This is a genomic window from Caballeronia sp. AZ10_KS36 (genome assembly GCF_023631105.1).
Classification (GTDB): domain Bacteria; phylum Pseudomonadota; class Gammaproteobacteria; order Burkholderiales; family Burkholderiaceae; genus Caballeronia.
Genome location: NZ_JALQDQ010000035.1, coordinates 233,940 through 256,535, shown reverse-complemented (window position 1 = coordinate 256,535; position 22,596 = coordinate 233,940). Strand labels below are relative to the sequence as shown.

Annotated in this window: 26 protein-coding genes; 11 read left to right on the top strand and 15 right to left on the bottom strand. The window is 64.3% G+C overall.

Annotated elements, in window-relative coordinates:
- Nucleotides 1-4: 4 nt before the first annotated feature.
- The 8 genes from NCR35_RS21810 to cyoA form a co-directional block, all read right to left on the bottom strand.
- A complete protein-coding gene (locus NCR35_RS21810; RefSeq protein ID WP_250535992.1) occupies nt 5-802 on the bottom strand; it encodes an IclR family transcriptional regulator in 798 nt (265 codons plus the stop codon).
- A gap of 45 nt (nt 803-847) precedes the next feature.
- Nucleotides 848-1,576, bottom strand: a complete 729-nt coding sequence (locus NCR35_RS21805) for an SDR family NAD(P)-dependent oxidoreductase (RefSeq protein WP_250535990.1) — start codon at nt 1,574-1,576, stop codon at nt 848-850.
- A gap of 11 nt (nt 1,577-1,587) precedes the next feature.
- Complete coding sequence (locus tag NCR35_RS21800) at nt 1,588-2,889, bottom strand: MFS transporter (protein ID WP_250535988.1); 1,302 nt, start codon at nt 2,887-2,889, stop codon at nt 1,588-1,590.
- 82 nt (nt 2,890-2,971) lie between these two features.
- Nucleotides 2,972-3,499 (bottom strand): 2,4'-dihydroxyacetophenone dioxygenase family protein, encoded by a 528-nt coding sequence (locus NCR35_RS21795; RefSeq protein WP_250474690.1) that lies wholly within the window; start codon nt 3,497-3,499, stop codon nt 2,972-2,974.
- Nucleotides 3,500-3,663: 164 nt separating this feature from the next.
- Entirely contained in the window at nt 3,664-3,996 is a 333-nt protein-coding gene (gene cyoD / locus NCR35_RS21790; RefSeq protein WP_248324489.1) for a cytochrome o ubiquinol oxidase subunit IV, read from the bottom strand.
- Nucleotides 3,996-4,601 (bottom strand): cytochrome o ubiquinol oxidase subunit III, encoded by a 606-nt coding sequence (cyoC, locus tag NCR35_RS21785; protein ID WP_175945818.1) that lies wholly within the window; start codon nt 4,599-4,601, stop codon nt 3,996-3,998. The genes cyoD and cyoC overlap by 1 nt, the downstream gene beginning before the upstream one ends.
- Complete coding sequence (gene cyoB / locus NCR35_RS21780; protein WP_250535986.1) at nt 4,602-6,611, bottom strand: cytochrome o ubiquinol oxidase subunit I; 2,010 nt, start codon at nt 6,609-6,611, stop codon at nt 4,602-4,604. It lies immediately after the preceding gene.
- Nucleotides 6,612-6,614: 3 nt separating this feature from the next.
- Nucleotides 6,615-7,499, bottom strand: a complete 885-nt coding sequence (cyoA, locus tag NCR35_RS21775; protein ID WP_250535984.1) for a ubiquinol oxidase subunit II — start codon at nt 7,497-7,499, stop codon at nt 6,615-6,617.
- Between cyoA and NCR35_RS21770 the strand changes: the two genes are divergently transcribed.
- From NCR35_RS21770 to NCR35_RS21745, 6 genes are all read left to right on the top strand, one after another.
- Complete coding sequence (locus tag NCR35_RS21770; RefSeq protein ID WP_250536047.1) at nt 7,466-7,849, top strand: hypothetical protein; 384 nt, start codon at nt 7,466-7,468, stop codon at nt 7,847-7,849. The genes cyoA and NCR35_RS21770 overlap by 34 nt on opposite strands.
- A gap of 41 nt (nt 7,850-7,890) precedes the next feature.
- Entirely contained in the window at nt 7,891-8,634 is a 744-nt protein-coding gene (locus NCR35_RS21765) for a PA3715 family protein (RefSeq protein WP_250535983.1), read from the top strand.
- A 336-nt stretch (nt 8,635-8,970) separates the two neighbouring features.
- Entirely contained in the window at nt 8,971-9,255 is a 285-nt protein-coding gene (locus NCR35_RS21760; protein WP_250535982.1) for a LuxR C-terminal-related transcriptional regulator, read from the top strand.
- Nucleotides 9,256-9,305: 50 nt separating this feature from the next.
- On the top strand, nt 9,306-10,514 hold the full coding sequence (locus NCR35_RS21755; protein WP_250535981.1) for an NAD(P)H-dependent flavin oxidoreductase: 1,209 nt from the start codon (nt 9,306-9,308) through the stop codon (nt 10,512-10,514).
- A 106-nt stretch (nt 10,515-10,620) separates the two neighbouring features.
- Nucleotides 10,621-10,842 (top strand): DUF3079 domain-containing protein, encoded by a 222-nt coding sequence (locus NCR35_RS21750; RefSeq protein ID WP_250535980.1) that lies wholly within the window; start codon nt 10,621-10,623, stop codon nt 10,840-10,842.
- A 131-nt stretch (nt 10,843-10,973) separates the two neighbouring features.
- Nucleotides 10,974-11,405, top strand: a complete 432-nt coding sequence (locus NCR35_RS21745; RefSeq protein ID WP_250535978.1) for a hypothetical protein — start codon at nt 10,974-10,976, stop codon at nt 11,403-11,405.
- A 26-nt stretch (nt 11,406-11,431) separates the two neighbouring features.
- Here the strand turns inward: NCR35_RS21745 and NCR35_RS21740 are convergent, their stop codons facing one another.
- The 6 genes from NCR35_RS21740 to NCR35_RS21715 form a co-directional block, all read right to left on the bottom strand.
- Entirely contained in the window at nt 11,432-11,734 is a 303-nt protein-coding gene (locus NCR35_RS21740; protein WP_244850751.1) for a hypothetical protein, read from the bottom strand.
- 102 nt (nt 11,735-11,836) lie between these two features.
- Complete coding sequence (locus NCR35_RS21735) at nt 11,837-12,820, bottom strand: Csu type fimbrial protein (protein WP_250535975.1); 984 nt, start codon at nt 12,818-12,820, stop codon at nt 11,837-11,839.
- Between the two features lie 45 nt (nt 12,821-12,865).
- Complete coding sequence (locus NCR35_RS21730) at nt 12,866-15,223, bottom strand: fimbria/pilus outer membrane usher protein (RefSeq protein ID WP_250535974.1); 2,358 nt, start codon at nt 15,221-15,223, stop codon at nt 12,866-12,868.
- A gap of 85 nt (nt 15,224-15,308) precedes the next feature.
- On the bottom strand, nt 15,309-16,034 hold the full coding sequence (locus NCR35_RS21725) for a fimbrial biogenesis chaperone (protein WP_250535971.1): 726 nt from the start codon (nt 16,032-16,034) through the stop codon (nt 15,309-15,311).
- Nucleotides 16,035-16,147: 113 nt separating this feature from the next.
- Nucleotides 16,148-16,654 (bottom strand): Csu type fimbrial protein, encoded by a 507-nt coding sequence (locus tag NCR35_RS21720; protein ID WP_250535969.1) that lies wholly within the window; start codon nt 16,652-16,654, stop codon nt 16,148-16,150.
- Nucleotides 16,655-16,859: 205 nt separating this feature from the next.
- The gene (locus tag NCR35_RS21715; RefSeq protein ID WP_250474681.1) at nt 16,860-17,138 is read right to left on the bottom strand and encodes a hypothetical protein; all 279 of its coding nucleotides are present in this window, start codon (nt 17,136-17,138) and stop codon (nt 16,860-16,862) included.
- Between the two features lie 373 nt (nt 17,139-17,511).
- Between NCR35_RS21715 and NCR35_RS21710 the strand changes: the two genes are divergently transcribed.
- Together NCR35_RS21710 and NCR35_RS21705 are read left to right on the top strand one after the other, a co-directional pair.
- Nucleotides 17,512-18,570, top strand: a complete 1,059-nt coding sequence (locus NCR35_RS21710; protein WP_250474680.1) for an NAD(P)-dependent alcohol dehydrogenase — start codon at nt 17,512-17,514, stop codon at nt 18,568-18,570.
- A gap of 19 nt (nt 18,571-18,589) precedes the next feature.
- The gene (locus tag NCR35_RS21705; RefSeq protein WP_250535967.1) at nt 18,590-19,402 is read left to right on the top strand and encodes a helix-turn-helix transcriptional regulator; all 813 of its coding nucleotides are present in this window, start codon (nt 18,590-18,592) and stop codon (nt 19,400-19,402) included.
- 6 nt (nt 19,403-19,408) lie between these two features.
- Here NCR35_RS21705 and NCR35_RS21700 read toward each other — a convergent pair whose 3' ends face one another.
- On the bottom strand, nt 19,409-19,843 hold the full coding sequence (locus tag NCR35_RS21700) for a DUF2000 domain-containing protein (RefSeq protein WP_244850759.1): 435 nt from the start codon (nt 19,841-19,843) through the stop codon (nt 19,409-19,411).
- A gap of 204 nt (nt 19,844-20,047) precedes the next feature.
- Here NCR35_RS21700 and NCR35_RS21695 point away from each other — a divergent pair, with 204 nt between their 5' ends.
- From NCR35_RS21695 to NCR35_RS21685, 3 genes are all read left to right on the top strand, one after another.
- Nucleotides 20,048-21,388: a glycosyltransferase family protein gene (locus NCR35_RS21695; RefSeq protein ID WP_250535966.1), complete on the top strand. Its 1,341-nt coding sequence runs from the start codon at nt 20,048-20,050 to the stop codon at nt 21,386-21,388.
- 143 nt (nt 21,389-21,531) lie between these two features.
- Nucleotides 21,532-21,879 (top strand): hypothetical protein, encoded by a 348-nt coding sequence (locus tag NCR35_RS21690; protein WP_244850761.1) that lies wholly within the window; start codon nt 21,532-21,534, stop codon nt 21,877-21,879.
- 40 nt (nt 21,880-21,919) lie between these two features.
- Nucleotides 21,920-22,585 (top strand): MarC family protein, encoded by a 666-nt coding sequence (locus tag NCR35_RS21685; RefSeq protein ID WP_250535965.1) that lies wholly within the window; start codon nt 21,920-21,922, stop codon nt 22,583-22,585.
- Nucleotides 22,586-22,596 lie beyond the last annotated feature (11 nt).

Genomic DNA, 22,596 nt, shown 5'->3' with positions numbered 1-22,596 from the left:
CGCTTCAGCGCGTGCCGGGGCTCATGCGCTCGGCAATCGCGCGGCACGCAGCTTTCAGCGGCGCGACGTAGGTTTCCATCGGCGTTTCGCTTTTTCGAAAGAGCGGAATGCTCACGCTGACGCAGCCGAGCGGCGCGCCGTTCGCGCCGACGATCGCGCTGCCGTAGCAGAAAATCTGCGCTTCGTTCTCCTCGCGATCTTCGGCGTAGCCGCGCGCGTGGCACGCGTCCAGTTCGGCATCGAGCGCGCTTCGGTCGACGATGGTGTTCGGCGTGAATCGCTGAAACGGGATGCCTTGCAGGAGCGCGTCGCGTTCGGCGGGCGAAAGCGTCGACAGATACGCTTTGCCGACCGAGCTCGAATACAACGTGACGCGCGTGCCGATGCGCGATGCCATGCGCACCGCGTGCGGGCTTTCGAGCTTCTCGACGTACACCATTTCCGCGCCGCTTCTGACCGCCAGATGCACGGTTTCCTGCGTGGCATCGCGCAGCGCCTGCAACGCGTCGGCGGCGGCGATGCGCAGGTCGGACCGCTCCCAGCTTCGGCTCGCGAGCGACATCAGGCGCGGGCCGAGCGTATAGCAGCCGCCACGCGCGCTTTCGACGACGAGCCCTTCGGCCATCAACGCGCCGACGATGCGGTACACCGTCGGGCGCGGATAGCCGCTTTCGGTCGTCAGACGCGCGATGGTCGGCGGCTCGGCAGCATCGGCGATCAGTTGCAGCACCGCCATGAACTTGGAGAACGCGGCGGTGCCGGTTGCCTTTGCGGCGTCGAGAGAGGCGGGATCAGCGGCCATGATCGGATAGGGAAGCGGCGGCGCGGCGATTATATCGACGCTCGCTTACGCCACGAGATAGCCGCCGTCCACCGGCACGATCGCGCCGGTCATGAACGCCGCCGCCGGCGACGCCAGAAACGCGACGACGCGCGCCACGTCTTCGGGCAAGCCCCAGCGTTTCATCGGCGTGCGGTCGAGAATGGCTTGCGAGCGGCCGCCGTCGTCCTGAAGCGCCTGCGTGAGCGGCGTGGCGATCCAGCCGGGCGCGACCGCGTTCACGCGAATGCCGTCTGCCGCATAGGCGATGGCGAGCGACTTCGTCAATTGCGCGACGCCGCCCTTGCTCGCGCTGTATGCGGGCACGAGGCCGCCGCCGAAGAACGTCAGCATCGACGCCGTGTTGACGATGCTGCCGCCGCTTTTCGCGAGGAGAGGCCGCGCGGCGGCGCACATGCGCATGGTGCCGTTCAGGTTCACGGCGATCACACGCTCGAACGTCTCGATGTCGTGCTCGTCGCCGCGCTTGATCATGCCCGCACAGTTCACGAGCACGTCGAGCGTGTCGAGGCGGTTCATGAGCTCGGCGGTGCTCGCGGCATCCGCGACGTCGAGCGCCGCGACTTCGATGCCGCCGCCGAGCGCGTCGCGTTGCGCATCCGTCGGCGCGATGCCCGCCGCGATCACGCGCGCGCCGAGCGCGGCGAACTGCTGCGCGATGCCCGCGCCGATGCCCTGCGTGCCGCCCGTGACGACGACGGTCTTGCCGTTGAAGAGATCGGACTGGAAGGTCATGTCAGTCACCCTCAAACGACGGGCACGGCAGACGCCGGCTGCTCGGAATCCTGAATCGGCGCGCGGACCACAAACATATAAACGAGCGCCGCCGCGAACGCCACGCCCGCGCTGATCAGGAACGCGTTGACGAACGAATGCGTCTTGTCGACGACGAGGCCGGTGATGAACGGCGCGAACGAGCCGCCGAAGTAGCCGCCGAAGTTCTGAATGCTGCCGAGCGACGCGACCATGTGACGCGGTGCCGCCACCGAGACGAGCGCCCATGCCGCGCCGCTCGCCATGTTGACGAAGAACATCGCCGCCGAGAGGTACGTGATCGCGAGCGCAAGGTTCGGCGTGAACGCGGCCGGAACCGTGAACAGCGCCGCGCCGATGAGACCCGTGCAGATCGGCCACTTGCGGCTGCGTATCGGCGCGACGCCGCGGGCCATGAGTCCATCGGCGATGAAGCCCGACGACAGCATGCCGAGCGTGCCCGCCAGATACGGAATCGACACGATCCAGCCGGTCTTCGCGATAGTCAGATGCCGCTCGTGTTCGAGATACGCGGGCAGCCACGTCAGATACAGCCACACCATGTAGATGACGCCCATGAAGCCGAAGATCATGCCCCACGTGGTCGCCTTGCTGAAGAGGCCGCGCCATTCCGCGAAGCTCATGCTGCGTTCGGTGCGTTGCGCGGGCTCGCCTTCGGTCAAGTGCGCGATTTCCTGTGGCTCGAGCGCAATGTCTTTCCGGTTGCGATACACGATGTACCAGCCGATCGCCACCGCAATGCCCAGCACGCCCATGATGACGAACATGTTGCGCCAGCCGAAGCTCAACAGCAGCACGGTCAGGATCGGCGGCGCGAGCGCGGGGCCGATGGTCGACGATGTGACGAAGATGCCGGTCGGCTTGCCGCGCTCGTGTTGCGCGAACCATTCGGAGACGACCTTCGCGCCGGCCGGAAACTGCGGCGCTTCGCCGATGCCGAGCGCGATGCGCGCGGCGAGGAACTGATGCAGGTTCGTGACGAGGCCGCCGAACAACTGCGCGACCGACCAGACGAACATGCCGAGACCGAGCATGACGCGCGCGCCGAAGCGGTCGAGCATCACGCCGATGGGCAATTGCGAGAACGCATACGCGAACGAGAATGCGGAGAGCAGCAGGCCCATCTGCGATGCGGAGAGTCCGAGTTCCTGCGTGACCGAATGATTGGCGATGGACAGCGTGCTGCGGTCCAGATAATTCACGATCCCCGCGAGCGTGAGGAACGTGAGCGCGATCCATTGAATGCGCTTGATGCGTGGCGATTTGCTCTGCATGGTGTCTCCCCGAATGCGTTTCGTTGACGCTTCGGCTGCTTATGATGGTTTGGCTCTGTGATGGACGAACTAGCTGGATGAACTAGCGAATGAACTGATCGACGAAATCCGCGCCCAGCCCGACCGATTCATAGTGCTTGCGGCACATGTCGACCTTGGTGAACACGTCCTCATAACCGGTGTAGTTGCCGTACGGATCGCAATAGAACATCACGCCGTTCACCTGGAAGTAGGTGATCATCTCTTCGACGTCTTCCGGCACGTACAATGTGTGCGTTTCGCCGGGCGGCTCGAAGACATAGCTGCCTTCCGTAGCGACCCAATCATGCTCCAGATACCGCCAGCGGCCCTTCAGCACCATGCCGTGCACGGCTTGCGGATGACGATGCCGCGAGAGCACGCCGGACTTGCGCACGCGCAGCAGGTTCATCCAGTAGCCGGTGGACACGTTCAGACAGAGCGGGCGGAACCAGACGTTTTCGGCTTGCGGGACCCATTCGCGCTCGTCGGTTGGTATCGCATGACCGATCACGATTTCCTTCTGCGCTTCCTTGGGATTGGGGAATTGGTACGGCGTCATGGCGTCCGCCGACGGTTTAGGCGCGGGCATCGTGTCTCCTGTGTCCATATTGTGGATCGTGAAATCAAATTATGGACAAATGGTCGCGCTGCTTCGTGGAATTGTCAAGATTTGTCAGCGGCCTGCGAAGACGGCGGGCGAAAAAAAAGCGGGCCCGGAAACCGGACCCGCTTCGCTCACCGATGCGTTCAGCGTTAGCGCGCCATCATCAGCATGTGGACGTTATGCATGACCCACACCGTACCGACGACGATCACGAGCGACATCAGGATCGTGTAGGCAAAGGACAGGGCGTGCCAGCGTTGTCCCTTCGACGTATTCACGTGCAGGAAGAACACCACATGCACGACCATCTGCACGGCGGCCAGCACCGCGAGCCACACGATGCCTTGTTCGCCCGACACCTTGCCTGCCGTGACGAGCCAGAACGAAGCCACCGTGAGTACCACGGCCAGCACGAAGCCGACGAGATATCCGCCCACGGTGACGTGCGGAATATCGCTATGCGTTGTATGCGTATGAGCCATTAGACGACGCTCGCAAGGTAGACGAAGGAGAACACGCAAATCCAGACGATGTCGAGGAAGTGCCAGAAAAGGCTAAGGCAGGCGAGCCGCCGGATCTGGCGTTCGTTCAGTTCCGGCTTCTGCATGATTTGCAGCGCCAGCACGACGAGCCACACGAGGCCGAGCGTGACGTGCAGACCGTGCGTGCCGACCAGCGTGAAGAACGACGACCAGAACGCGCTGCGCTGCGGACCCGCGCCTTCAGCGATCAGATGGGCGAACTCATGCACTTCGAGCCACAGAAAGCCCGCGCCCAGCACGAACGTGACGAAGAGCCACGCGAGCACGCCGCCCGTCTGCTTGCGATGCGCCGAGATCATCGCGAAGCCGAACGTCAGACTGCTCGTGAGCAGCAGGCCGGTTTCGATCGCGACATCGCGCAGGTTGAACAGATCCTTGGCCGTAGGGCCGCCCGCGAACTGGTTCGCCATCATCGCGAAGGTCGCGAAGAGGGACGCGAACAGCACGCAGTCGGTCATCAGGTAGGACCAGAAGCCGAACACCGAATGAGACGGCTGGTGTTCGTGCTCGTGCGCGTCATGCGCGGAAAGCGTCGATTGCGACATTTACAGCACCTCCAGTTCCATTTCGCGCCCCGCGCCGGTCTTGGCGGGCGACTTCGGCGGACGGTTCCGCTCTTCGGTCGCCTTCACCGTGGCGGCGGGGATGATGTAGCCGGCGTTCTCGCCGAAGCTGTAGCCGATCACGACGGCAGCGATGCCGACGAGACCGACGATAGCCAGCCACCAGATATGCCAGATCGCCGCGAAGCCGAATGCCAGCGCGAACACGCCGACGAAGAAACCGGCGCTCGTGTTCGACGGCATGTGGATGTCGCGGAACGGACGCGTTTCGACGCGGTTGGTTTCCTTCGCGTGGGCGAAGTCGTCGAGTTCACGGACAGCCGGCACATGCGCGAAGTTGTAGACCGGCGGCGGCGAGCTGATCGACCATTCGAGCGTGCGGCCGCCCCACGGGTCGCCCGTGACATCGCGATAAGCCGGCTGATTGCGGCGAATCACGCTCACCACGATCTGCGCGACCTGGAACGCCACGCCCAGCGCAATGATGCCGACGCCGCACGCCGCGACCACCAGATACGGCTGCCATGCCGGGTTGTCGTAGTGATTCAGGCGGCGCGTCATGCCCATGAAGCCGAGAATGTAGATCGGCACGAACGCGACGAAGAAACCGACGAACCAGCAGACGAACGCATTGCGGCCGAGCTTTTCGTCGAGCTTGAAGCCGAACACCTTCGGCCACCAGAACTGCACGCCCGCGAAGTAGCCGAACACCACGCCGCCGATGATGGCGTTATGGAAGTGAGCGATCAGGAACAGGCTGTTATGCAGCACGAAGTCCGCGCCCGGGATCGCCAGCATCACGCCCGTCATGCCGCCGAGCGTGAACGTGATGATGAAGCCGATGGTCCACAGAACCGGCGTGGTGAACTGCACGCGGCCGCGATACATCGTGAAAAGCCAGTTGAAGATCTTCACGCCGGTCGGGATCGAGATGATCATCGTCATGATGCCGAAGAAGGCATTGACGTTCGCGCCCGAGCCCATCGTGAAGAAGTGGTGCAGCCACACGAGGAACGACAGCACCATGATGCAGCACGTCGCCCAGACCATCGTCTTGTAGCCGAAGAGCGGCTTCTTCGAGAACGTGGAAACGACTTCCGAGTAGATGCCGAACGCCGGAAGAACCAGGATGTAGACCTCGGGGTGGCCCCAGGCCCAGATCAGGTTCAGATACACCATCGGGTTGCCGCCGGCATCGTTCGTGAAGAAGTGCATGCCGAGATAGCGGTCGAGGCCGAGCAGCGCGAGCGCGACGGTCAGAATCGGGAACGTCGCCATGATGAGCACGTTCGAGCAGAAGGCCGTCCACGTGAACACCGGCAGCTTCATCCACGTCATGCCGGGCGCGCGCATCTTCACGATGGTCACGAAGAAGTTCACGCCGGTAAGCAGCGTGCCGACACCGGACAACTGCAGCGCCCAGATGTAGTAGTCGACGCCGACGCCCGGACTGAACTGCGTTTCCGACAGCGGCGGATACGCGAGCCAGCCGGTCGCCGAGAACTCGCCGATGAAGAGCGACAGGTTGATCAGCACCGCGGCCATCGCCGTCATCCAGAACGACAACGAGTTGATGAACGGGAACGCCACGTCGCGCGCGCCGATCTGCAGCGGCACCACGAGGTTGAAGAACGCCACGAGCAGGGCCATCGCCATGAAGAAGATCATGATGGTGCCGTGCGCCGAGAAGATCTGGTCGTAGTGATGCGGCGGCAGGAAGCCCGGCGAGTCGAGCGCGATGGCTTGCTGCGCGCGCATCATGACCGCGTCGACGAAGCCGCGCACGAGCATCAGGCCGGCGACGACCAGATACATGATGCCGATGCGCTTGTGGTCGGTCGAAGTCAGGTACTCGCGCCAGAGCCAGCCCCATTTTCCGAACTTGGTGAGAAGGGCGGCCGCACCGAGCGCCAGGACCGCCATGAGGACGGTCGCCCCCATGATGATCGGCTCGTGGTACGGGATCGCCTCAAGCGTTAATTTGCCGAACATGGCTTACCCCTTGGTTACGCAATTCGTGCCAACGGTGACATTCCCGTTGTTGTACTTGCCGACGATGTTGTTGAAGAGCTTCGGATCGACGGTCGAGAAGTAGCGGACCGCCACCTTTTCGCTCGGACGCGCGACGCCCGCATAGACGTCCATGTTGAGCGCCTCGGGCGCGGTCTTGACCTTCTTGACCCACGAATCGAAGTCGGCCTGCGAGAGGGCGAGCGCGCGGAACTTCATGTCGGAGAAGCCGGCTCCGCTGTAGTTCGCCGAAATGCCCGCGTAGTCGCCCGCGTGGTCGGCTTGCAGGTTCAGACGCGTCTGCATGCCCGCCATCGCGTAGATCTGGCTGCCGAGCTGCGGGATGAAGAACGAATTCATCACGGAGTCCGACGTAATGCGGAAGTTGACCGGCGTGCCGACCGGGAACGCGACCTGATTGACCGACGCAATGCCGAGATCCGGATAGACGAAGAGCCATTTCCAGTCGAGCGCGACGACTTCCACGTTGATCGGCTTGACTTCCGACTGGAGCGGCTTGTACGGATCGAGCTCGTGCGTGGTCTTCCACGTCAGGGTGCCGAGGTACAGGATGATGGCCGCGGGAATCGCCCACACGACGACCTCGATGGCCGTGGAGTGCGTCCATTTCGGCGCGTACGTGGCGTTCGTGTTGGACGCGCGATAGCGCCAGGCGAAGATCAGGGTGAGCAGAATCACCGGAACGACGACGAGGAGCATCGCGAAAGTCGCGGTGGCGATGAGCGAGCTTTCCGCCGCGCCGATGACGCCTTTCGAATCGAGCACCTCGAGATTGCATCCCGATAAACAGACACTGGCCAACAAACCCGATAACAATGGCGCTGCTAAACGGTGAGTATTTTCATTCATTGCATTCGCTGGTTTTTTGGATCGAAGCGTCCTGGGAAGAACGCCGTTTCACGGCGTTGCGCCGCGACGCGATCATGCCACGCGACATTTATCGCGATGTTGCGAATTTATGGAATTTGGTCGTAAAACGCGGCGTTGCGACGCTGTGTCGCGCGAGTTGCGCGCTTCGAAAAAGGCGACGCCTGGAGCGTCTCTTAACAAGGCTTTGCGAGAGCGGAACCCGCTATTGTGCCCGCACCGCGCAACCCATGCGAGCGTTGTTAGCTTGCCATGTCGAATGCATCAAAATTTGGCATGTCGAAGGACTATTCTTGTCAAATGGTGTTGCGCGTGGCATCAGCGGAACGTAAGCCGTCAAAATGCGAGGCTCGAATCGCAGGCGCATCACAACATGAAGAAGAAACTCATTCTGCTTGCCGTCAGTGTGCTCGCGCCGATGCTCGCGCACGCCGGTTGCGAAGACATGATGCAGACGTGGGCAAGCACGCTGCATCCCGAGAAAACGCTCGACAGCGCGCTCAGCGTCTGCACGGCGTGGCCCGCGAGCCCCGGGTTGACGCTCGCGGCGCTTGCGTTCTCCGGCGACGACACGCAAGCGAAGGAAAACGCTGACAACCTGGAGGTGCTCGTTGCCGATACGGCGACCGGCGCGATCGTCGCGCACGTGTATCAACCGGGGGCGATCAGGCAGCGCGCAGGCGCGTCGGCCGATATGGCGCTCGACACGGCGCCGTATCGGCTGGCTCCGGCGCAGCGCGCGTTCGGCGTGCGCATGAGTCTCGACGGATCGTCGGGGCCTAAGCCACATGGCGAGACATCGCTGAGTCTCTATGCGTTCGACGGCCAGGCGCTGCGCCCGGTGCTCGATCGGCTGACGATCGCGCAGGCGAGCGGCGAATGGGATACGCATTGCGACGGCTGGTACGACTCGATCAAGCGGACGCTTTCGATTGGCGCGCCCGGCGCGGAAGGCTATGCGTCGTTGAATGTTGCCGAGAAGTCGGTGCATAGCGTGTCGCGCATCGTCAAGGCGGCGTGCGTGAACAGGAACGGTGTGCCGAAGGGAAAGAGCTTTAGGCTCGTCTATCGCAACGGGCGCTACGCTCTGCCGGAGGAAATGCAGCCAAACGGCTGATGCCTCATCGGCTTTTATGCGATGCGTGGTCATGGCAATTCGTGATGCAACGCGCCGATGCCTTGCTGATCTTCCGGGCTAACACGTTATCGAATGGACATGACGTTCGTGGACGAGGACCGCAAATCAAGCACTGGGGTTCCTGTGACGATCGTCAATGAAAGCGAACTCTGGCTGCTTGCCGCGGGAGGATGGTCAACGCTACGATCTTGACGACATGGGCAGATTTGCCGCGTTGACCATGTCGGAGGACGTCGACGACTTGACCGTCGCGCTGCGCGAAGCGTCGAAGCGGAGACGCTCTGCTGGCCATTCGAAAAGCGGCGGGCGAACCCGTTGTCGCGAACGACATGGCCGCGAAGCATCGTCGGAGCATGCGGCGGCCCGCGATGCTGGCGGAAGCTGGCTCCTGCATCCGACCCGATCCCGTCGCGCGGGGCGAGCACCAAGGAGATCGCGCGCACCCTTTCGCTGGCTGAGAGCACGGTGAAGATCGACGCGCGGAACATCTTGCGCAAGCTCGACATCGCGAGTCGCGCTCTACGCCCCGCGACACGACGCCGATCGCTCCGACGCGGCCACCGCCCCGATCTTCCACGAAACATCATGAACGCCGCTTGACCTTAGCGACGTATCGACGGCTTTTGCCGACCACATCAGGCAGTCAGATCATGAATCGAAATCAAGCTGGAATTCAAACTTCTCCGAGCGCGGGAAAGAACGCGTTCGCGCCGCTGGTCATTCGCGGGCGCAGCGTGCTGCCGATCGTGCAGGGCGGCATGGGCGTCGGTATTTCGGCGCACCGGCTGGCAGGCAGCGTGGCGCGAGAAGGGGCGGTCGGCACCATCGCGAGTATCGACCTGCGCCATCACCACGCCGATCTGCTCGACATGTGCCGCGCCGATCCGTCGCGCGAGACGCTGGAGCAAGCGAATCTGACCGCGCTCCGACGCGAGATTCGCGGCGCGCGCGAACTGTCGGAAGGTCGCGGCATGATCGCCGTGAACGTGATGAAAGCGGTCAGCGCCCACGCCGACTACGTGCGCGTGGCCTGCGAAGAGCGCGCCGATGCCATCGTGATGGGCGCGGGCTTGCCGCTCGATTTGCCCGATCTGACGCAAAGCTGCGATATCGCGCTGATCCCGATTCTCTCCGACAGCCGCGGCGTTGCGCTCGTGCTGAAGAAGTGGATGAAGAAGGGACGCCTGCCGGACGCCATCGTGATCGAGCATCCGGCGCATGCCGGCGGACACCTCGGCGTGAACGACGTCGCGGACATGGACAACGAGCGTTTCGGGTTCGCGCGCGTGCTCGCAGACCTGGAGACCGTATTCGCGTCGCTGGGACTGGCGCGTGCCGACGTGCCGGTGATCGTCGCGGGCGGCATCAACAGCCATGAAGCCGTGCGCACGTGGCTCGCGGCCGGCGCGAACGGCGTCCAGGTCGGCACGCCGTTCGCGGTGACGGAGGAAGGCGACGCGCATCCCGAATTCAAGCGCGTGCTCGCGCAGGCGACGCCGGAGGACATCGTCGAGTTAGTCAGCGTCACCGGCCTGCCCGCCCGCGCCGTGAAGACGCCGTGGCTCATGCGCTACTTGCGCAACGAAGAGCGCATTCGCACTAAGATCGGCGCACGCAAGCAGACGTGCCCGACGGCGCTCGAATGCCTGAGCGCGTGCGGACTGCGCGACGGCATCGAGAAGTTCGGGCACTTTTGCATCGACACGCGGCTCGCGGCGGCGCTGCGCGGCGACGTGGGCAACGGCTTGTTCTTCCGGGGACGCGAGAAATTGCCGTTCGGCGCGGCGATCCGCAGCGTGCGCGAACTGATCGAACTGCTGCTCACCGGCAGCACCCAAGCGGCGGTCGCGGCCGGTTGACTGGCGGACGGCAGGCGTTCGTGAGGAAGGTGACCAAGCCGCCGTCCGCGCACGTCGTAGCCTTCTTCACGCGACGAGCCACATCTGACCAAGGATCGAAGAGATCATGGCAAAGCGATTTCCCCTACATCCCAGGCACCCCGAACGCAATTGCTGGGGCTGCGACCATTACTGCGGAGCGGAGGCGCTGCGTTGCGGAAACGGATCGAGCCGCACGCAGCATCCGGCGGAATTGTTGGGCGAAGACTGGTACGCATTCGGTGACTGGGGGCTGGACATCGTGGACGAGGCGACGTCCATCAAGCCCGCCGTCGCGACCACGCGCTGACGGCCTGCATCGACGCGTAAACGGAAACGCAGCGATCGCCGACCTGCGGCTCGAATTCGGTCTTCTCCTAAGCGTCGGCCATCATCGCGTGCCTAGAATTTGAGCAACTCACACCACCCGTTGCCACCGTCATGCCCACGAAGCTCGAATTCGAAACCCCGGAAGGCCGTCTGTCGCTGTCGATCGACGATGTTCAGTTCATGGCCTACGACGCGGGCGAGGCGACACTGCGGTCGATGCGTCATTTCATCGAGCGCATGCGGTCGATGGGACTCGGCGAACTCGCCGAAGCGCACGCGCGGCTGCTCGCGCAGAACAAGCTTCATGTCATGGAGCTTCGCGAAGCTCGTCACGACGCCGAGGCGCTTCTCGCGTGCGGCGCAATCGGCGAAGCGATCGAAGACAGAATCACGCCTCGAATCGAGGTGCTGCGCGAGGACATTGCCCGGACGCACGCGCAACTGCGCGCGAGCGTCGAACGGCTGGCCGCGCTTTCAGCGGCTTGCCATGCAGCATTGCAGCAGATTCCCGGCTATCGGCCGCTTAGCCGCCTGCGCGACTAATCGGCGACGCCACGCCGACCGAGAATCTATCCGCCCGAATACTTGCGCAACAGCGCGCTCACATCGATGCGCTGCCCTTGCAGCAACAGCAGCCGCGCGTGCAAAACGAGGTTCTCGATGACCAGCAGCGCCGTGGTGAGCATATAGGTGAGGTTCACATCGCCGGGATTAAGCCCGCTCGCCTGCAAGCTGCGATGCCTCTCCAGAAGCGAAGTCAAGACGAGCCCGCGCAGTTCCGGCTCGCCGAACGGCAGATCGCCGTAATCGACGGGATCTTCGCGTTCCAATTCCTCGAGTAGCCCTGTCAATTCGCTGATGGTCACTTCCATGGCGTCTCCGGCGAGCGGTTGCGTGGATGGCGGACAGCGTCTTCATGATGCCACGTCACAACGGAATGCGTGTTGCGGTGGTTGCGGACGCTTCGAGTCGAGTTAGAAGCTGACTGTCGCTGTGATCGTGTCCGAATAATTGCCCGCCGGCTGCGATGGTTGAGCCGGCACCTGGCCGTACACAACGAACGACTGCGACGAGCCCACGCCCGTGCCGGTGTTCGTCGTCGTGCCATTCGTGCCATCGCCCCACGGTCGAGTGCGGGCCGCGTCGGTGTACAACTGGTAGTTGACCGTCGCGGCGCCGGATGGAAGCCCTAGCTTGCGCATCGCGACCGTGCCGCCGGGCGTCGTTCCGCCGTCCAGTGCGACGGTGTACGGGGCGCCGGAGACGCACGTCACCTGCACGGTGCTCGTCGCCTGAAGCGGCTGGTCGAGCAGACTCGCAGCGGGAAAAGCGAGCGGTGCCGCGACGATGTTGCAATCGGCGACGACGCTGGCAGTCAGCGTGAAGCTCGTTCTCCCGTTCGGGCTGATGAAGTTGGCGCAACTCGGCGGCGTGCCCGTGTAGCCCGAGTAGGCGAAAAGGGTGTCGTTGGTCGTGAACGTCAGCGTGTAGCTCCCGACGATGGCCGACACCTGATTCGCGTCGATGCGGCCATACATCGTCACATTGGTCGATGCGCTGCCCGCGGTCACGGGTAAGTCCAACTGTACGAGCGGCGGCGATCCCGACGAATAGTACGAACCCCATATCGTTTGATGCGACGCGTCGGAATAGATATTCGCTGTCAGCTTGTTGGCCGACGGTCCGCTCAAAACGCGCTGCACGAACGTGCTGCCTCCGGGCGCGCCGAGGCTCAGGCACAGCCTGACGGTCGCCGTCGAAAAGCCGGTGCAGTTGACGCCGATCGTGCCGGTCGCGTCGGCGGGAACGCCGCTGATGGTACTCACCGCGCCGAAGCTGATGTTGCTCGTGGTGAACGTACAGCTTTGCGACCACGCCATGCGGGGCAACACCGCCAATAGCAGCGCGCAGAAGGCCAGTCGCTTCCAGTCGAACGTCCGTTTCGCGGCGTCATTCATGGCGTGCGTCCTCGTGTTGGGGATTTCGGCCGAGGCCACGGCGCGTCACGGCTTTCTCGTCGCGCGGCACGCGATCGGACCGAGTTGCGGCATCGTCCGTGCCGTCGATGGATCGAAGGCCACCTCGGCCGCGCAATCGATGTTCTTGCCGTGGATGCTCACCGCGTTCATCGTCGACAGCTGTTCGAAGAACGCGACGCCGTCGTACCCGACGACTGCCGAAGCCCCCGTGTCCGTCACCGTCGCGACGCTCCCTGGCGGGATTGCGTTGCCATCGGCATCGACGAAACTCACCGACGCGCCTCGATAACGGCTCAAGCCGAAGCGCGCCAGCACGCCGGCGCGCCGTTGTGGCGCGACATCCATCTGTGTCTTGTCGATCATCGTATCGGCTGGCAAGGCGAGCGGATCGATGGCGAGCTGATTGCGCTGGTACGACGACAGGTCCGGCACGAGCAAGTAGCCGTCGCGGTTGGTCACGCCGACCACGCGGTTCTCCTGCAACACCGGCACGCGGGCGACGCCGTCGGTCGAGACGAGCGCGAAGCCGTCGCCGAGCGAGCGCGAGGCCAGAACCGTCCCGTCCATCGCCACGAGCGCGCCCGCTGCCTGCAAGGTGCCCGTCGTGGTGCCGTTGAACCGCTGCGCCGTGGCCTGGAAGTCGCCGAAGCTCGCGCGATAATTCGCGCCGGCAAACGCATGGCGATAGTCCGCGCCCGCGCCGCCCTGCACGGCCCAGCCCCATCCGCCGCTGAAGTCGGCCGGGCGCGACGCGCTGACATCGGCTGTCGTATGGCCGCCCGATTGCGAAACGGTGGCGCTGGCGGAGGCATTGCCGCCGAGACTCATCGTCAGGCCGACCGATCCGCCATAAACCTTGGTCTGCGAGAAGTCGCGAAATACGCTCGCGAAGAGCGACAGGCGCGTGCCGAGTTGAGCGTTGAAGGCAAGCGTGACGACGCGTGCGTGACCCGAGAACGTATCCTTCGAGTCGATATAGCTGACGCTCGCCGACTGCGTGCGATAGAGCGCCACGGACGCGGTCGCCTGATAGAGGTGTTCGAAGGTCGATGCGCCGCTCAGCGACGCGATGTCGCGATAGCCGCTCGTCGCGCGCGTGCCTTGCAGATTCAGCGAGAAGCGCGGGCCGATATATTGATAGCCGAGACTCGCGAGCGCGCCCGACTTACCGTTTTCGTTGCTGCCCGCCACCGCGGCGCTCAGTGTGCCCCGGTTGCCCAAGGCCAGGACCGCGCCCGCGCCGCCGTTGCGCAAGTCCTTCGCCGCTTCCGCGTGCGCCTGGAGCGTGAGCCTGTCGCTCAGTCCATAGTCGAAGGTGCCGCTGAATACGGGCGACGAGTCGTACGACCAGGATCGCAGTGTGTAGTCGTTGCGCAAGAAACCGAGCTCGACGGAGTAGTCGAAAAGGCCCTTCGCAAGCAGACGCGTGTCCACGTAGAGGGGCACGCTCGTGGTCACGCGCCGGCCCAGCGCGTCGGTGACGACCACCTGCGCGACGCCCGCGCCCGTCAGGCTCGGCGCCTGCGCGATCTGAAACGGACCGGGCGCCACGTTGCCGCTGTATTGCCTCAGCCCGTTGATGTACAGATCCACCGCTGACGGCACGGCGGCGGCGCCCGTGAACATCGGCAGCGGAAAGGTGATGAGGTCGGGCCGAAGCGCGAAGTCGCGCCGAATCTGAATGCCGCCGAAGCGCACCGAGCGCGACCAGGCCAGCGATTCGGAGATTGCGTCGCCGACCGTCAGCGAGAAGAGCTTCGTGGCGTCGGTGTACGTCCAGTTCGTGTCGAGGCGCGTATAGCGGTTGATATCGGTGCCGTTCAGATACGTGCCCGTGTTGTCGAACACGCCGAACGGCGAAAACAACCGCTGTTCGCTCCAGACGCCGAACTGATCGCCATGCGCTTCGCCCGACGAGCGCTGATACGTCGCATCGTAATTGAGAACGAATCCGGTGCCCGGCGTCGCCTTCGGCACGGCAGGCACGCGATAGCCGATTTGCTGAGCGACCTGCCGGTCCGTGGCGACTTCGAGCACGGCTTGCTGAGTGCGTGCCACGTACGTCGCATGCACGCCCGGTATCGACGCAAGCGCGACCCAGCCATCCGCGCCGGGCTTGACGTCATCCACCCGAATGCCCGCATTGGTCAGCGATTGCGGCTCGGCGTAGAGCTCGCCGCCGCGCAATTCGAAATTGGATGGTTCGCCCTGGCTCGTCCCATTGACGACGATCTCGAGGACCAGCGATTCCGTCGCGGCCGCTGTCGAAGGACCGGCTGGCGAAGGCGCATTGCCGGTGAGGCTCGGCAATGCGGCTGGACTGCCGCCTGTTATGTCGATCTGCGCAACGGCCGACTGGCCGATGACCGACAGTGCGAACACGACCGGGATGGGCTGGTATGGCCGGCCCCGTCGCGTTCGGTATGTGTCGCGCGAGGCGGTCATGTCGCGGTCCCGGATCGGCGAATCAGGGCGAACCGCTGCCGGTCAGTGGCGCTTTCATGCCGTTGCCGTTGACCGTCGCCGACACATCGCCGCTTCGTCCGCGCAGTAGACCCGCAGCGTTCGTGAGCGGCCATGAGCGCGTGCGGCCGGGCAGCACGTAGCCCAGCAATCCGGCCGCGACGGGCACGCTGGCACCGGAGATCGTGAGCGAGACCGCGCTCAGTCGCGCGTGCGTCTGTCCGGTGTTGGATACGCGAAGGAAGGGCTGACCGCTCTTCTCGACAATCGACCAATGCAACTCGGGCGGCGTCGCCTCGCCCGCTGGCGCAACGAAGAGCGGCACCGAATACCGGAAACGAAACTGCACGCCGTTGCGTCCACTGCCGCCTTCCGGCGGTAGTTCGTCGATCAAGAGCCTGTATGAACGCTCGCGTTCCGGAGCGGCGCGGTCGGCGCGAATCACGCGGATGACTTGCTGGCCGCCCGCCGGGATTTCGGCAATGGGAGGACTGGCGAGCAGATCGCGCGTCGGCGTGAGGCGGTCGTCTTCATCGGCCTGGTCCCAGTCGAATGCGCGCACTTGAGCGTGAATGGCGACGTCGCTGTCGTTGCGCAGATTGAGGACCTTGCCGCTTTCCGTAGCGGCCAGCGCAATGGAAACCGGTGAGATCTGTAACGAAGCACCCAGCGCCGGCGTGACCTGAAACAGCGTAAAGAAGAGCATGGCGAGAGCAAGCATTCGACGCATAAGCCGCCTCCTTTCGAGCTGTCCGGTCTCGCCTCATCTGATATATCGCGCGCTGCATGAGCGCAAGCGCCTCGCATGAGCGAGGCGCCTTGAACATCGACAACAGGTGTCGATCAGAACACGACAGTGGCCGTGACGGTGGACATGTAGGTGTCGGCGGCGGGCGTCGGTTGTGCCGGCACGCGGCCGAAAACGGAGATCGCCTGTGCGCTGCCATTGCCGACACCGGAGACCGTATCGCTGCCGACCGTTTGGCCCCAGACCTGCGTGCGACCCGAGTCGCGGAACAGGTTGTACTGCACGGCGCCCGTGTTCGCCGCGTTCTTGAGCGTGCGGGCGGAGATGGTGGAGCCGGTCGGGCTGCCGGCGTCGAGCGCCACGTTGTACGGCGTGCCGGTCGTGCAGGTCACGGAGAGGTTCGTCGACTGATCGATGTTGTTCGCGATCACACCCGTGGAACCGAAGTCGAGCGGGTTGGCGGCGATGGAGCAGTCGTCCTGGATGGTCAGCGTAACCTGGAAGGTGGCCGTCTTGCTGGCGGCGAACAGACTGGGGGAAACGGAAAGCACTGCGCTGGCGACGAATGCAACGGCTGCGGCCTTCTTGAACATGCTCTTCATGCTGAATCTCTCTAGGGGAAGCGATGGGAAACCGTGCTGCCCGGTCTTTGCGATTCCGAACAGCTTCGAGGTGCCCACAGAATAGTTAGAGAGGTTCTAAGAATGAATGAGACGGGTCCTAATTTGAGATGAAGCATTGACGGGCCTTTCTGCGACGCGCCCATCACTGCCTTTCGAGCGAGCCGGCGCCGACCCGCCAGCGCTTTCAATGCGCCACCGCCATCGCCTTTTCCAACGCCGCCATGCCGAACCGCTGCATGATGAAGCTCTGGAGCACCAGGTAGAGATCCGACTCGCGTGGCCGCGTGCCCCATCGGCTATTGCCCGCCACCGACGCAACGGTGAACCACGAATGCGGCGGAAACAGCTCGACGCGCAACACGTCGCGCTCCAGAATCCGCAGCCGTCCTGTGTCCGGGTGGAACTCGGCGCTCACTGCGCCGGTCGGCAAATCGATGCTCACCGTCATTGCATTCGCTTTCATCGTCGTGGGCCTCTCGTGTTGTGCGTGTTACGCCGGCCGCGTGCATGGCGTCCGGCTCTCTCTCTCTCGATCGTAGGACGCAGATGACAAGCGCCACTGTCTTGCGCCGCTCGCAACGCGCGGTATGGCTCGCGCACACCGTTCCAGCAAAGATATTCCGATAGGCATACAGTAACGAGGCTGCGCACCGCCGCCGAAGTATCGGCGGGATCGGCAAGAACGGAGCAGCGGCTCGGGAGCACGATGGCGAGCGTTCGCTGCCGCACATAAAATGCCCGCGCGACCCGTGCGCACACGTCTTTTCAGCCGCGCCTTCCCACTGCGCGAAGGCGCCGGCACCCTGTCCACGCATCAAGTTCAAGAGGAAACGACCATGTTCAAAGCCTATTCCTATGCAGCGTCCGCAGCCGACAAGCCGCTCGGCCCGCTCGAGATTCAACGCCGCGATGTCGGCCCGAACGACGTGCGTATCGACATCCTCTTCTGCGGCGTCTGCCACTCCGATCTGCACATGGCGCGCAACGAATGGGGCGGCACCAACTATCCGGTCGTGCCGGGGCACGAGATCGTCGGGCGCGTGACGGAAGTCGGCTCGGACGTGACGAAGTTCAAGGCGGGCGACCTGGCGGGCGTCGGCTGCATGGTGGACTCGTGTCGCGTGTGCGAGGCGTGCAAGGAAGGTCTCGAGCAGTATTGCGAGAGCCCGGAGAGCTTCGTGCAGACCTACAACTCGCCGGACAAGAAGTCGGGCGGCGTGACCTACGGCGGCTATTCGACGTCCATCGTCGTCGATGAAGCCTTCACGCTGCGCGTTCCCGAGAATCTCGAACTGGCCGCGGTCGCGCCGCTCCTGTGCGCGGGCATCACCACGTACTCGCCGCTACGTCACTGGGGCGTGAAGCAAGGCGACAAGGTCGGCATCGTCGGTCTCGGCGGCCTCGGCCACATGGGCGTGAAGCTGGCTGCCGCGATGGGCGCGCATGTCGTGCTCTTCACGACCTCGCCGAGCAAGATCGAGGATGCGAAGCGTCTGGGCGCGCATGATGTCGTCGTGTCGAAGGACCCGGACCAGATGGCCGCGCACGCCAACAGCTTCGATTTCATCCTGAACACGGTGGCCGCTTCGCACGATCTCGACCAGTTCATCACGCTGCTGAAGCGCGACGGCACCATGACGCTCGTGGGCGTGCCGGAGCATCCGCATCCGTCGCCGTCGGTGGTCAACATGATCTTCAAGCGCCGGTCGCTCGCCGGCTCGCTTATCGGCGGCATTGCGGAGACGCAGGAAATGCTCGATTTCTGCGGCAAGCACGGCATCACGTCCGATATCGAGATGATCCGCATGGACGAGATCAACACCGCTTACGAGCGCATGTTGAAGAGCGACGTGAAGTACCGCTTCGTGATCGACATGTCGACCATCGAGCGGTAACCCCCGCAGGCGAATGTCCATGAACGCCCGTCCCACGTCCGACACGCACATCTGGCGCGCGCCCGATCTCGGCGCGGAACTGCTGCGCGGGCGCTTCGCGGACTTCGTCTACGACGTTCACGCGCACGATACCGCCTGCTTCGCGCTGCTCACGGGCGGCGCGATTCGCATCCGCATGCGCGGCACCGAGTTCGTCGCGCGGCGCGGCGATCTGTACGCCATCGACGCCGACGAGCCGCACGCAGGCTGGCCCGTCGACGGCGGCGGCTGGACGCAGCGCACGCTGTATGTGGACGTCGCGCATCTGCTGGAGTTGACCGGCGAGAAGCGCGCAGGCGGGCTCATCGGTCCGATCATCCGCGATCCGGTGTTGAGCATGGCGCTTCAGGACGTGCATCGGTCGTCGGAAGTGCGCGGGTCGTCGCTGTATCGCGACGAGCGGTATTTGTCGTTCGCGGCGCGGCTCGCGCAACGGCACATGAAGCAGACCACGGCGCCGCGCGAGACGAGCGAGCCGCGCGCCATTGTCACGGCGCGGCGCTTTCTCGAAGATCGACTCGCCGAGCCACTGCGTCTGCATGAAATCGCGACGGCGGCCGACTTGCCGCCGTATCGCCTGTTTCGCGCGTTCAGCCGCGAAACAGGCATGACGCCGCACGAATACCAGCGGCAGGCGCGCGTGCGCCGCGCGATGGCACTCATCCGGCGCGGCAATGCGCTCTCCGATATCGCTGCCGAAACCGGCTTCGCGGATCAGGCGCATTTGACGCGCACGTTTCGCCGCATGCTCGGCGTGACGCCCGGCGCGTACAAGGCGGCGACGCGCGGCTGACGCGCATCACTTCAAGAGGCCGAGATTCGCGACGGCCTTGCTCACCGGCTTTCTGTCGCCGATCAGCGCGACGCCCACGTAACGCAGCGCATCGGTGGCGACCGTCGCGACGGCATCGCGGAACGCGGCGTAGTCCGTCGTCTGCTGGCCTTGCTCGGGGAACGCGACGACATCGCAATCGGCTGCGAGCGCCTTGCCGCGAATCGTCGCGAGTTCGTCCTGGCTGGCTGCGAGCACCGCGATGCCGACCGGGATCAGCCCCGGATGCGCTACGCCGGACGCATCGACGAGCGGTTCGCCGACGAGCGCCGGATGCCGCTGCCCGATGGTCAACGCGAGCACCGCCGCCGCGTTCGCGGCTTTGCCGGCGGGCAGCGCGCGGTCCACCACGATCACGCAGCGTTGCGCTCGCGCGCTGGTTTCTGTCGTCTCGTTTGTCATGGATATCCCCGTTCGGTTGGCAGAAAGCGCAATTGTCGAGGCGCGGTCGCGCGGCGTCTTGAATCCTGTTGCACGCGCGGACGACGGCAAGCGAAACAGGAACCGCAACGCCTGCGCGGCATGAAACAAAGTGTCCAGCCGCTTGCCGGCACCTCGAAAGCGAACGCAGAATCGGTGATCGCCTGCATTCCTGATCGAGCCTCCATGACGACCCGAGTCATCAGTTTCTTCGCGAGCCGGGACGCGCACGCGTCGTTCGAGAACCATCGGCGCTATTGCGCGCATCGCGGCTACGCGCATGAGTTCGTCGATGCGAGCGGCATCGGCTGGACGCATCTGCGCATGCTGCTGAAGTTCCAGACGCTGTTGCGCGCGCTGCGCGCCGCTGCCGACGGCGACTTCGTGCTGCTGCTCACGCAGGACTGCCTGATCGTGAGCGATATCGCCTGTGAATCGCTGATGTCGGACGCTGAACGCGACGCGTTGATCGTCTCGATGGGCGACGCCGAAAGCGATGCCGTGATCGGCGCGTTTCAGCTTTGGCGCAATACGCCTGCGTCGCGCGCGCTTGCCGAACGCCTGTGCGCGGGCGCGCGCTTCGGCGGCGCGCTCGCGAGCGAGTCGTCGCTCTTGCGCATGACGGCGCCGCTCGGCTACATGACGCAGATCGACGGCGTGCATGCCGTCGTGCCCGCGGCGTGGCATATCGATCCGATGTGGGCGCGGGTGCGCGTCTTCGCCATCGCGCTCGCCGACATTCCCGACGCGCCGCCCAACGAGCCGGTTCACGCCGGTCTGCGCGATCTGATCGCCTCGCACGTCAACGCGTGTCAGGCGAAAGGCGAGGCGTATCTGACGCTGCCCGCTTCGGATGTCGCGGAGGACGCGTACGAGGCGCTGCGGCCGGATGCGCGCATCGCGCTTGCCATGCTCTACACGCCGAACATTCGCGCGTACGGCGCGATCGCCGAGCGCAATCTGCGGCGCTACTGCGCGCGCCACGGCTATGCGTTGCATCTTTATCGCGAGATCCCGCACGAATCGCCGCACGGCGCGAGCGGCAACTGGCTGAAGCCGTGGGTGCTGCGTCGCCATTTGCCTCAGCACGAATGGGTGTTCTGGATCGACGCGGACGTGCTCGTGATCGACCAGTCGATGCCGCTCGAACGCTTGCTCGACAACCGGGACCGCCTGATCGCGATGGACATGAGCTGGCAGTTCAACTCCGGCATCATGGGCTTCCGGCGCACGCAGGCAAACTTCGACGTGCTCGGCGAAGTGGAGCAGGCAATCGGCGGCGTGGCGGACAAGTCGTCGACGTACGCGAGCGGCGGCGATCAGGACACGTTCATCAGGGTGCTCTCGCGTCACCGCATGGCGGGCGATGCGGAACTCGTCGACTGCATCACGCTGAACACGCCTTATCAGCTTCAGCGTGCAGACAGCTTCATGGTCCACTACATGCACATGTGGCCGTCGCTGCGCGCGCTCGCCATGCATCACGGCGACCTCGCCAGTCAAATGCTGACCGAGCGCCGCGCATAGCCGCAGACGGCGTTTGCCGCGACGCAATATGCTGAAATGCCACGAGAACCTAGTCGTTACCGGCATTGCAGAGGCGAAGCCGCGACCGTGCCGCCGCATCCGGTGAAGTAGAATGCCAGCCTCCTTTCTTTATACGGCGACGCATGTTGCGCAAGGCCTGGCGCGGAGAAGAACGTTTCTGGAAAGTCTGGTGGCTACTCGGCCTGCCCATCCATCTCGCATGGTGGGCGGTGTACCTGTACCTCTGGGGCACCGGCGTTGCTCCCGAAGCGTTTCTGCTGATTACCATCTGGTTCTGGCCCGGCACGCTGGGCCTGTTCGCCGCGTGCGGCGCGCTCTATCTCGCGTGGTGCACGGCGGCGTGGCGCTGCTCGGGCAACGTCGACCGGCGCATGTGGACGTACGTGGCGCGCGTGCTGATCGGCGTGGGCCTCGGCTCGTTTCTGACCGAGTGCGCGCTCATTTTGACCGCGCCGCTCGTTTCCGGCTGAGGACTGATACAACCGAGTCGACATCCAAGACCTATCGAGCATGTTCAACGAATTCGTCAAGACCGTGCTCGTGATCGTCGCCGGGCTCTTTCCGATCATCAATCCGCCCGCGGTCGCGCTCGTCGTGCTGAGCATGCTGCCGCATATCAGCGATGCCGAACGGCAGGAACTCGCCCGGCGCATCTCGTTGCACAGCTTCGTCATTCTGCTCGTGTCGCTGTCGGTGGGCGCGTACGTGCTCAACTTCTTCGGCATCTCCATTCCGGTGCTGCGCGTGGCGGGCGGCATCGTGGTCTCGATGGCGGGCTGGAGCCTCCTTCAGGCTCCCGACGAAGACGCCTCCGCCGAACCCGCGCCCACGCCACGCAGCGGCGCGTCGCTGCGCGCGAAGGCCTTTTATCCGCTGACGCTGCCGATCACCGTCGGCCCCGGCTCGATTGCGGTGGCCATCGCGCTCGGGACCGGTTCGCCGCGCCACGGCTTGCAGCCGGTTCATATCGTCGGCGTGACGGTCGGGCTTCTGCTGGTGTGCGCGAGCATCTACGTCTGCGTGCGCTTCGCCGGGTATCTGGAACGGTTGCTCGGCACCGTCGGCACGCAGGTCGCCATGCGGCTCTTCGCGTTCGTCATCTTCTGCATCGGCGTGCAGATTCTCTGGCTCGGGCTTTCGGAACTGCTCGGCTCCGTTCATCCCATCGTCAAATAGGCTCTGCTGCT

Excerpts from the sequence above, each read along its gene's own strand:
- NCR35_RS21725 (WP_250535971.1), bottom strand. The coding sequence starts at position 16,034 with ATGCGTCGAATGCTTGCTCTCGCCATGCTCTTCTTTACGCTGTTTCAG.
- NCR35_RS21765 (WP_250535983.1), top strand. The coding sequence starts at position 7,891 with ATGAAGAAGAAACTCATTCTGCTTGCCGTCAGTGTGCTCGCGCCGATG.
- NCR35_RS21800 (WP_250535988.1), bottom strand. The coding sequence starts at position 2,889 with ATGCAGAGCAAATCGCCACGCATCAAGCGCATTCAATGGATCGCGCTC.
- NCR35_RS21805 (WP_250535990.1), bottom strand. The coding sequence starts at position 1,576 with ATGACCTTCCAGTCCGATCTCTTCAACGGCAAGACCGTCGTCGTCACG.
- NCR35_RS21715 (WP_250474681.1), bottom strand. The coding sequence starts at position 17,138 with ATGAAAGCGAATGCAATGACGGTGAGCATCGATTTGCCGACCGGCGCA.
- NCR35_RS21795 (WP_250474690.1), bottom strand. The coding sequence starts at position 3,499 with ATGCCCGCGCCTAAACCGTCGGCGGACGCCATGACGCCGTACCAATTC.
- NCR35_RS21735 (WP_250535975.1), bottom strand. The coding sequence starts at position 12,820 with ATGAATGACGCCGCGAAACGGACGTTCGACTGGAAGCGACTGGCCTTC.
- NCR35_RS21720 (WP_250535969.1), bottom strand. The coding sequence starts at position 16,654 with ATGAAGAGCATGTTCAAGAAGGCCGCAGCCGTTGCATTCGTCGCCAGC.
- NCR35_RS21750 (WP_250535980.1), top strand. The coding sequence starts at position 10,621 with ATGGCAAAGCGATTTCCCCTACATCCCAGGCACCCCGAACGCAATTGC.
- NCR35_RS21740 (WP_244850751.1), bottom strand. The coding sequence starts at position 11,734 with ATGGAAGTGACCATCAGCGAATTGACAGGGCTACTCGAGGAATTGGAA.
- NCR35_RS21810 (WP_250535992.1), bottom strand. The coding sequence starts at position 802 with ATGGCCGCTGATCCCGCCTCTCTCGACGCCGCAAAGGCAACCGGCACC.
- NCR35_RS21755 (WP_250535981.1), top strand. The coding sequence starts at position 9,306 with ATGAATCGAAATCAAGCTGGAATTCAAACTTCTCCGAGCGCGGGAAAG.
- NCR35_RS21710 (WP_250474680.1), top strand. The coding sequence starts at position 17,512 with ATGTTCAAAGCCTATTCCTATGCAGCGTCCGCAGCCGACAAGCCGCTC.
- NCR35_RS21745 (WP_250535978.1), top strand. The coding sequence starts at position 10,974 with ATGCCCACGAAGCTCGAATTCGAAACCCCGGAAGGCCGTCTGTCGCTG.
- cyoA (WP_250535984.1), bottom strand. The coding sequence starts at position 7,499 with ATGAATGAAAATACTCACCGTTTAGCAGCGCCATTGTTATCGGGTTTG.
- NCR35_RS21695 (WP_250535966.1), top strand. The coding sequence starts at position 20,048 with ATGACGACCCGAGTCATCAGTTTCTTCGCGAGCCGGGACGCGCACGCG.
- NCR35_RS21685 (WP_250535965.1), top strand. The coding sequence starts at position 21,920 with ATGTTCAACGAATTCGTCAAGACCGTGCTCGTGATCGTCGCCGGGCTC.
- NCR35_RS21690 (WP_244850761.1), top strand. The coding sequence starts at position 21,532 with ATGTTGCGCAAGGCCTGGCGCGGAGAAGAACGTTTCTGGAAAGTCTGG.
- NCR35_RS21700 (WP_244850759.1), bottom strand. The coding sequence starts at position 19,843 with ATGACAAACGAGACGACAGAAACCAGCGCGCGAGCGCAACGCTGCGTG.
- cyoC (WP_175945818.1), bottom strand. The coding sequence starts at position 4,601 with ATGTCGCAATCGACGCTTTCCGCGCATGACGCGCACGAGCACGAACAC.
- NCR35_RS21770 (WP_250536047.1), top strand. The coding sequence starts at position 7,466 with ATGGCGCTGCTAAACGGTGAGTATTTTCATTCATTGCATTCGCTGGTT.
- NCR35_RS21705 (WP_250535967.1), top strand. The coding sequence starts at position 18,590 with ATGAACGCCCGTCCCACGTCCGACACGCACATCTGGCGCGCGCCCGAT.
- cyoD (WP_248324489.1), bottom strand. The coding sequence starts at position 3,996 with ATGGCTCATACGCATACAACGCATAGCGATATTCCGCACGTCACCGTG.
- cyoB (WP_250535986.1), bottom strand. The coding sequence starts at position 6,611 with ATGTTCGGCAAATTAACGCTTGAGGCGATCCCGTACCACGAGCCGATC.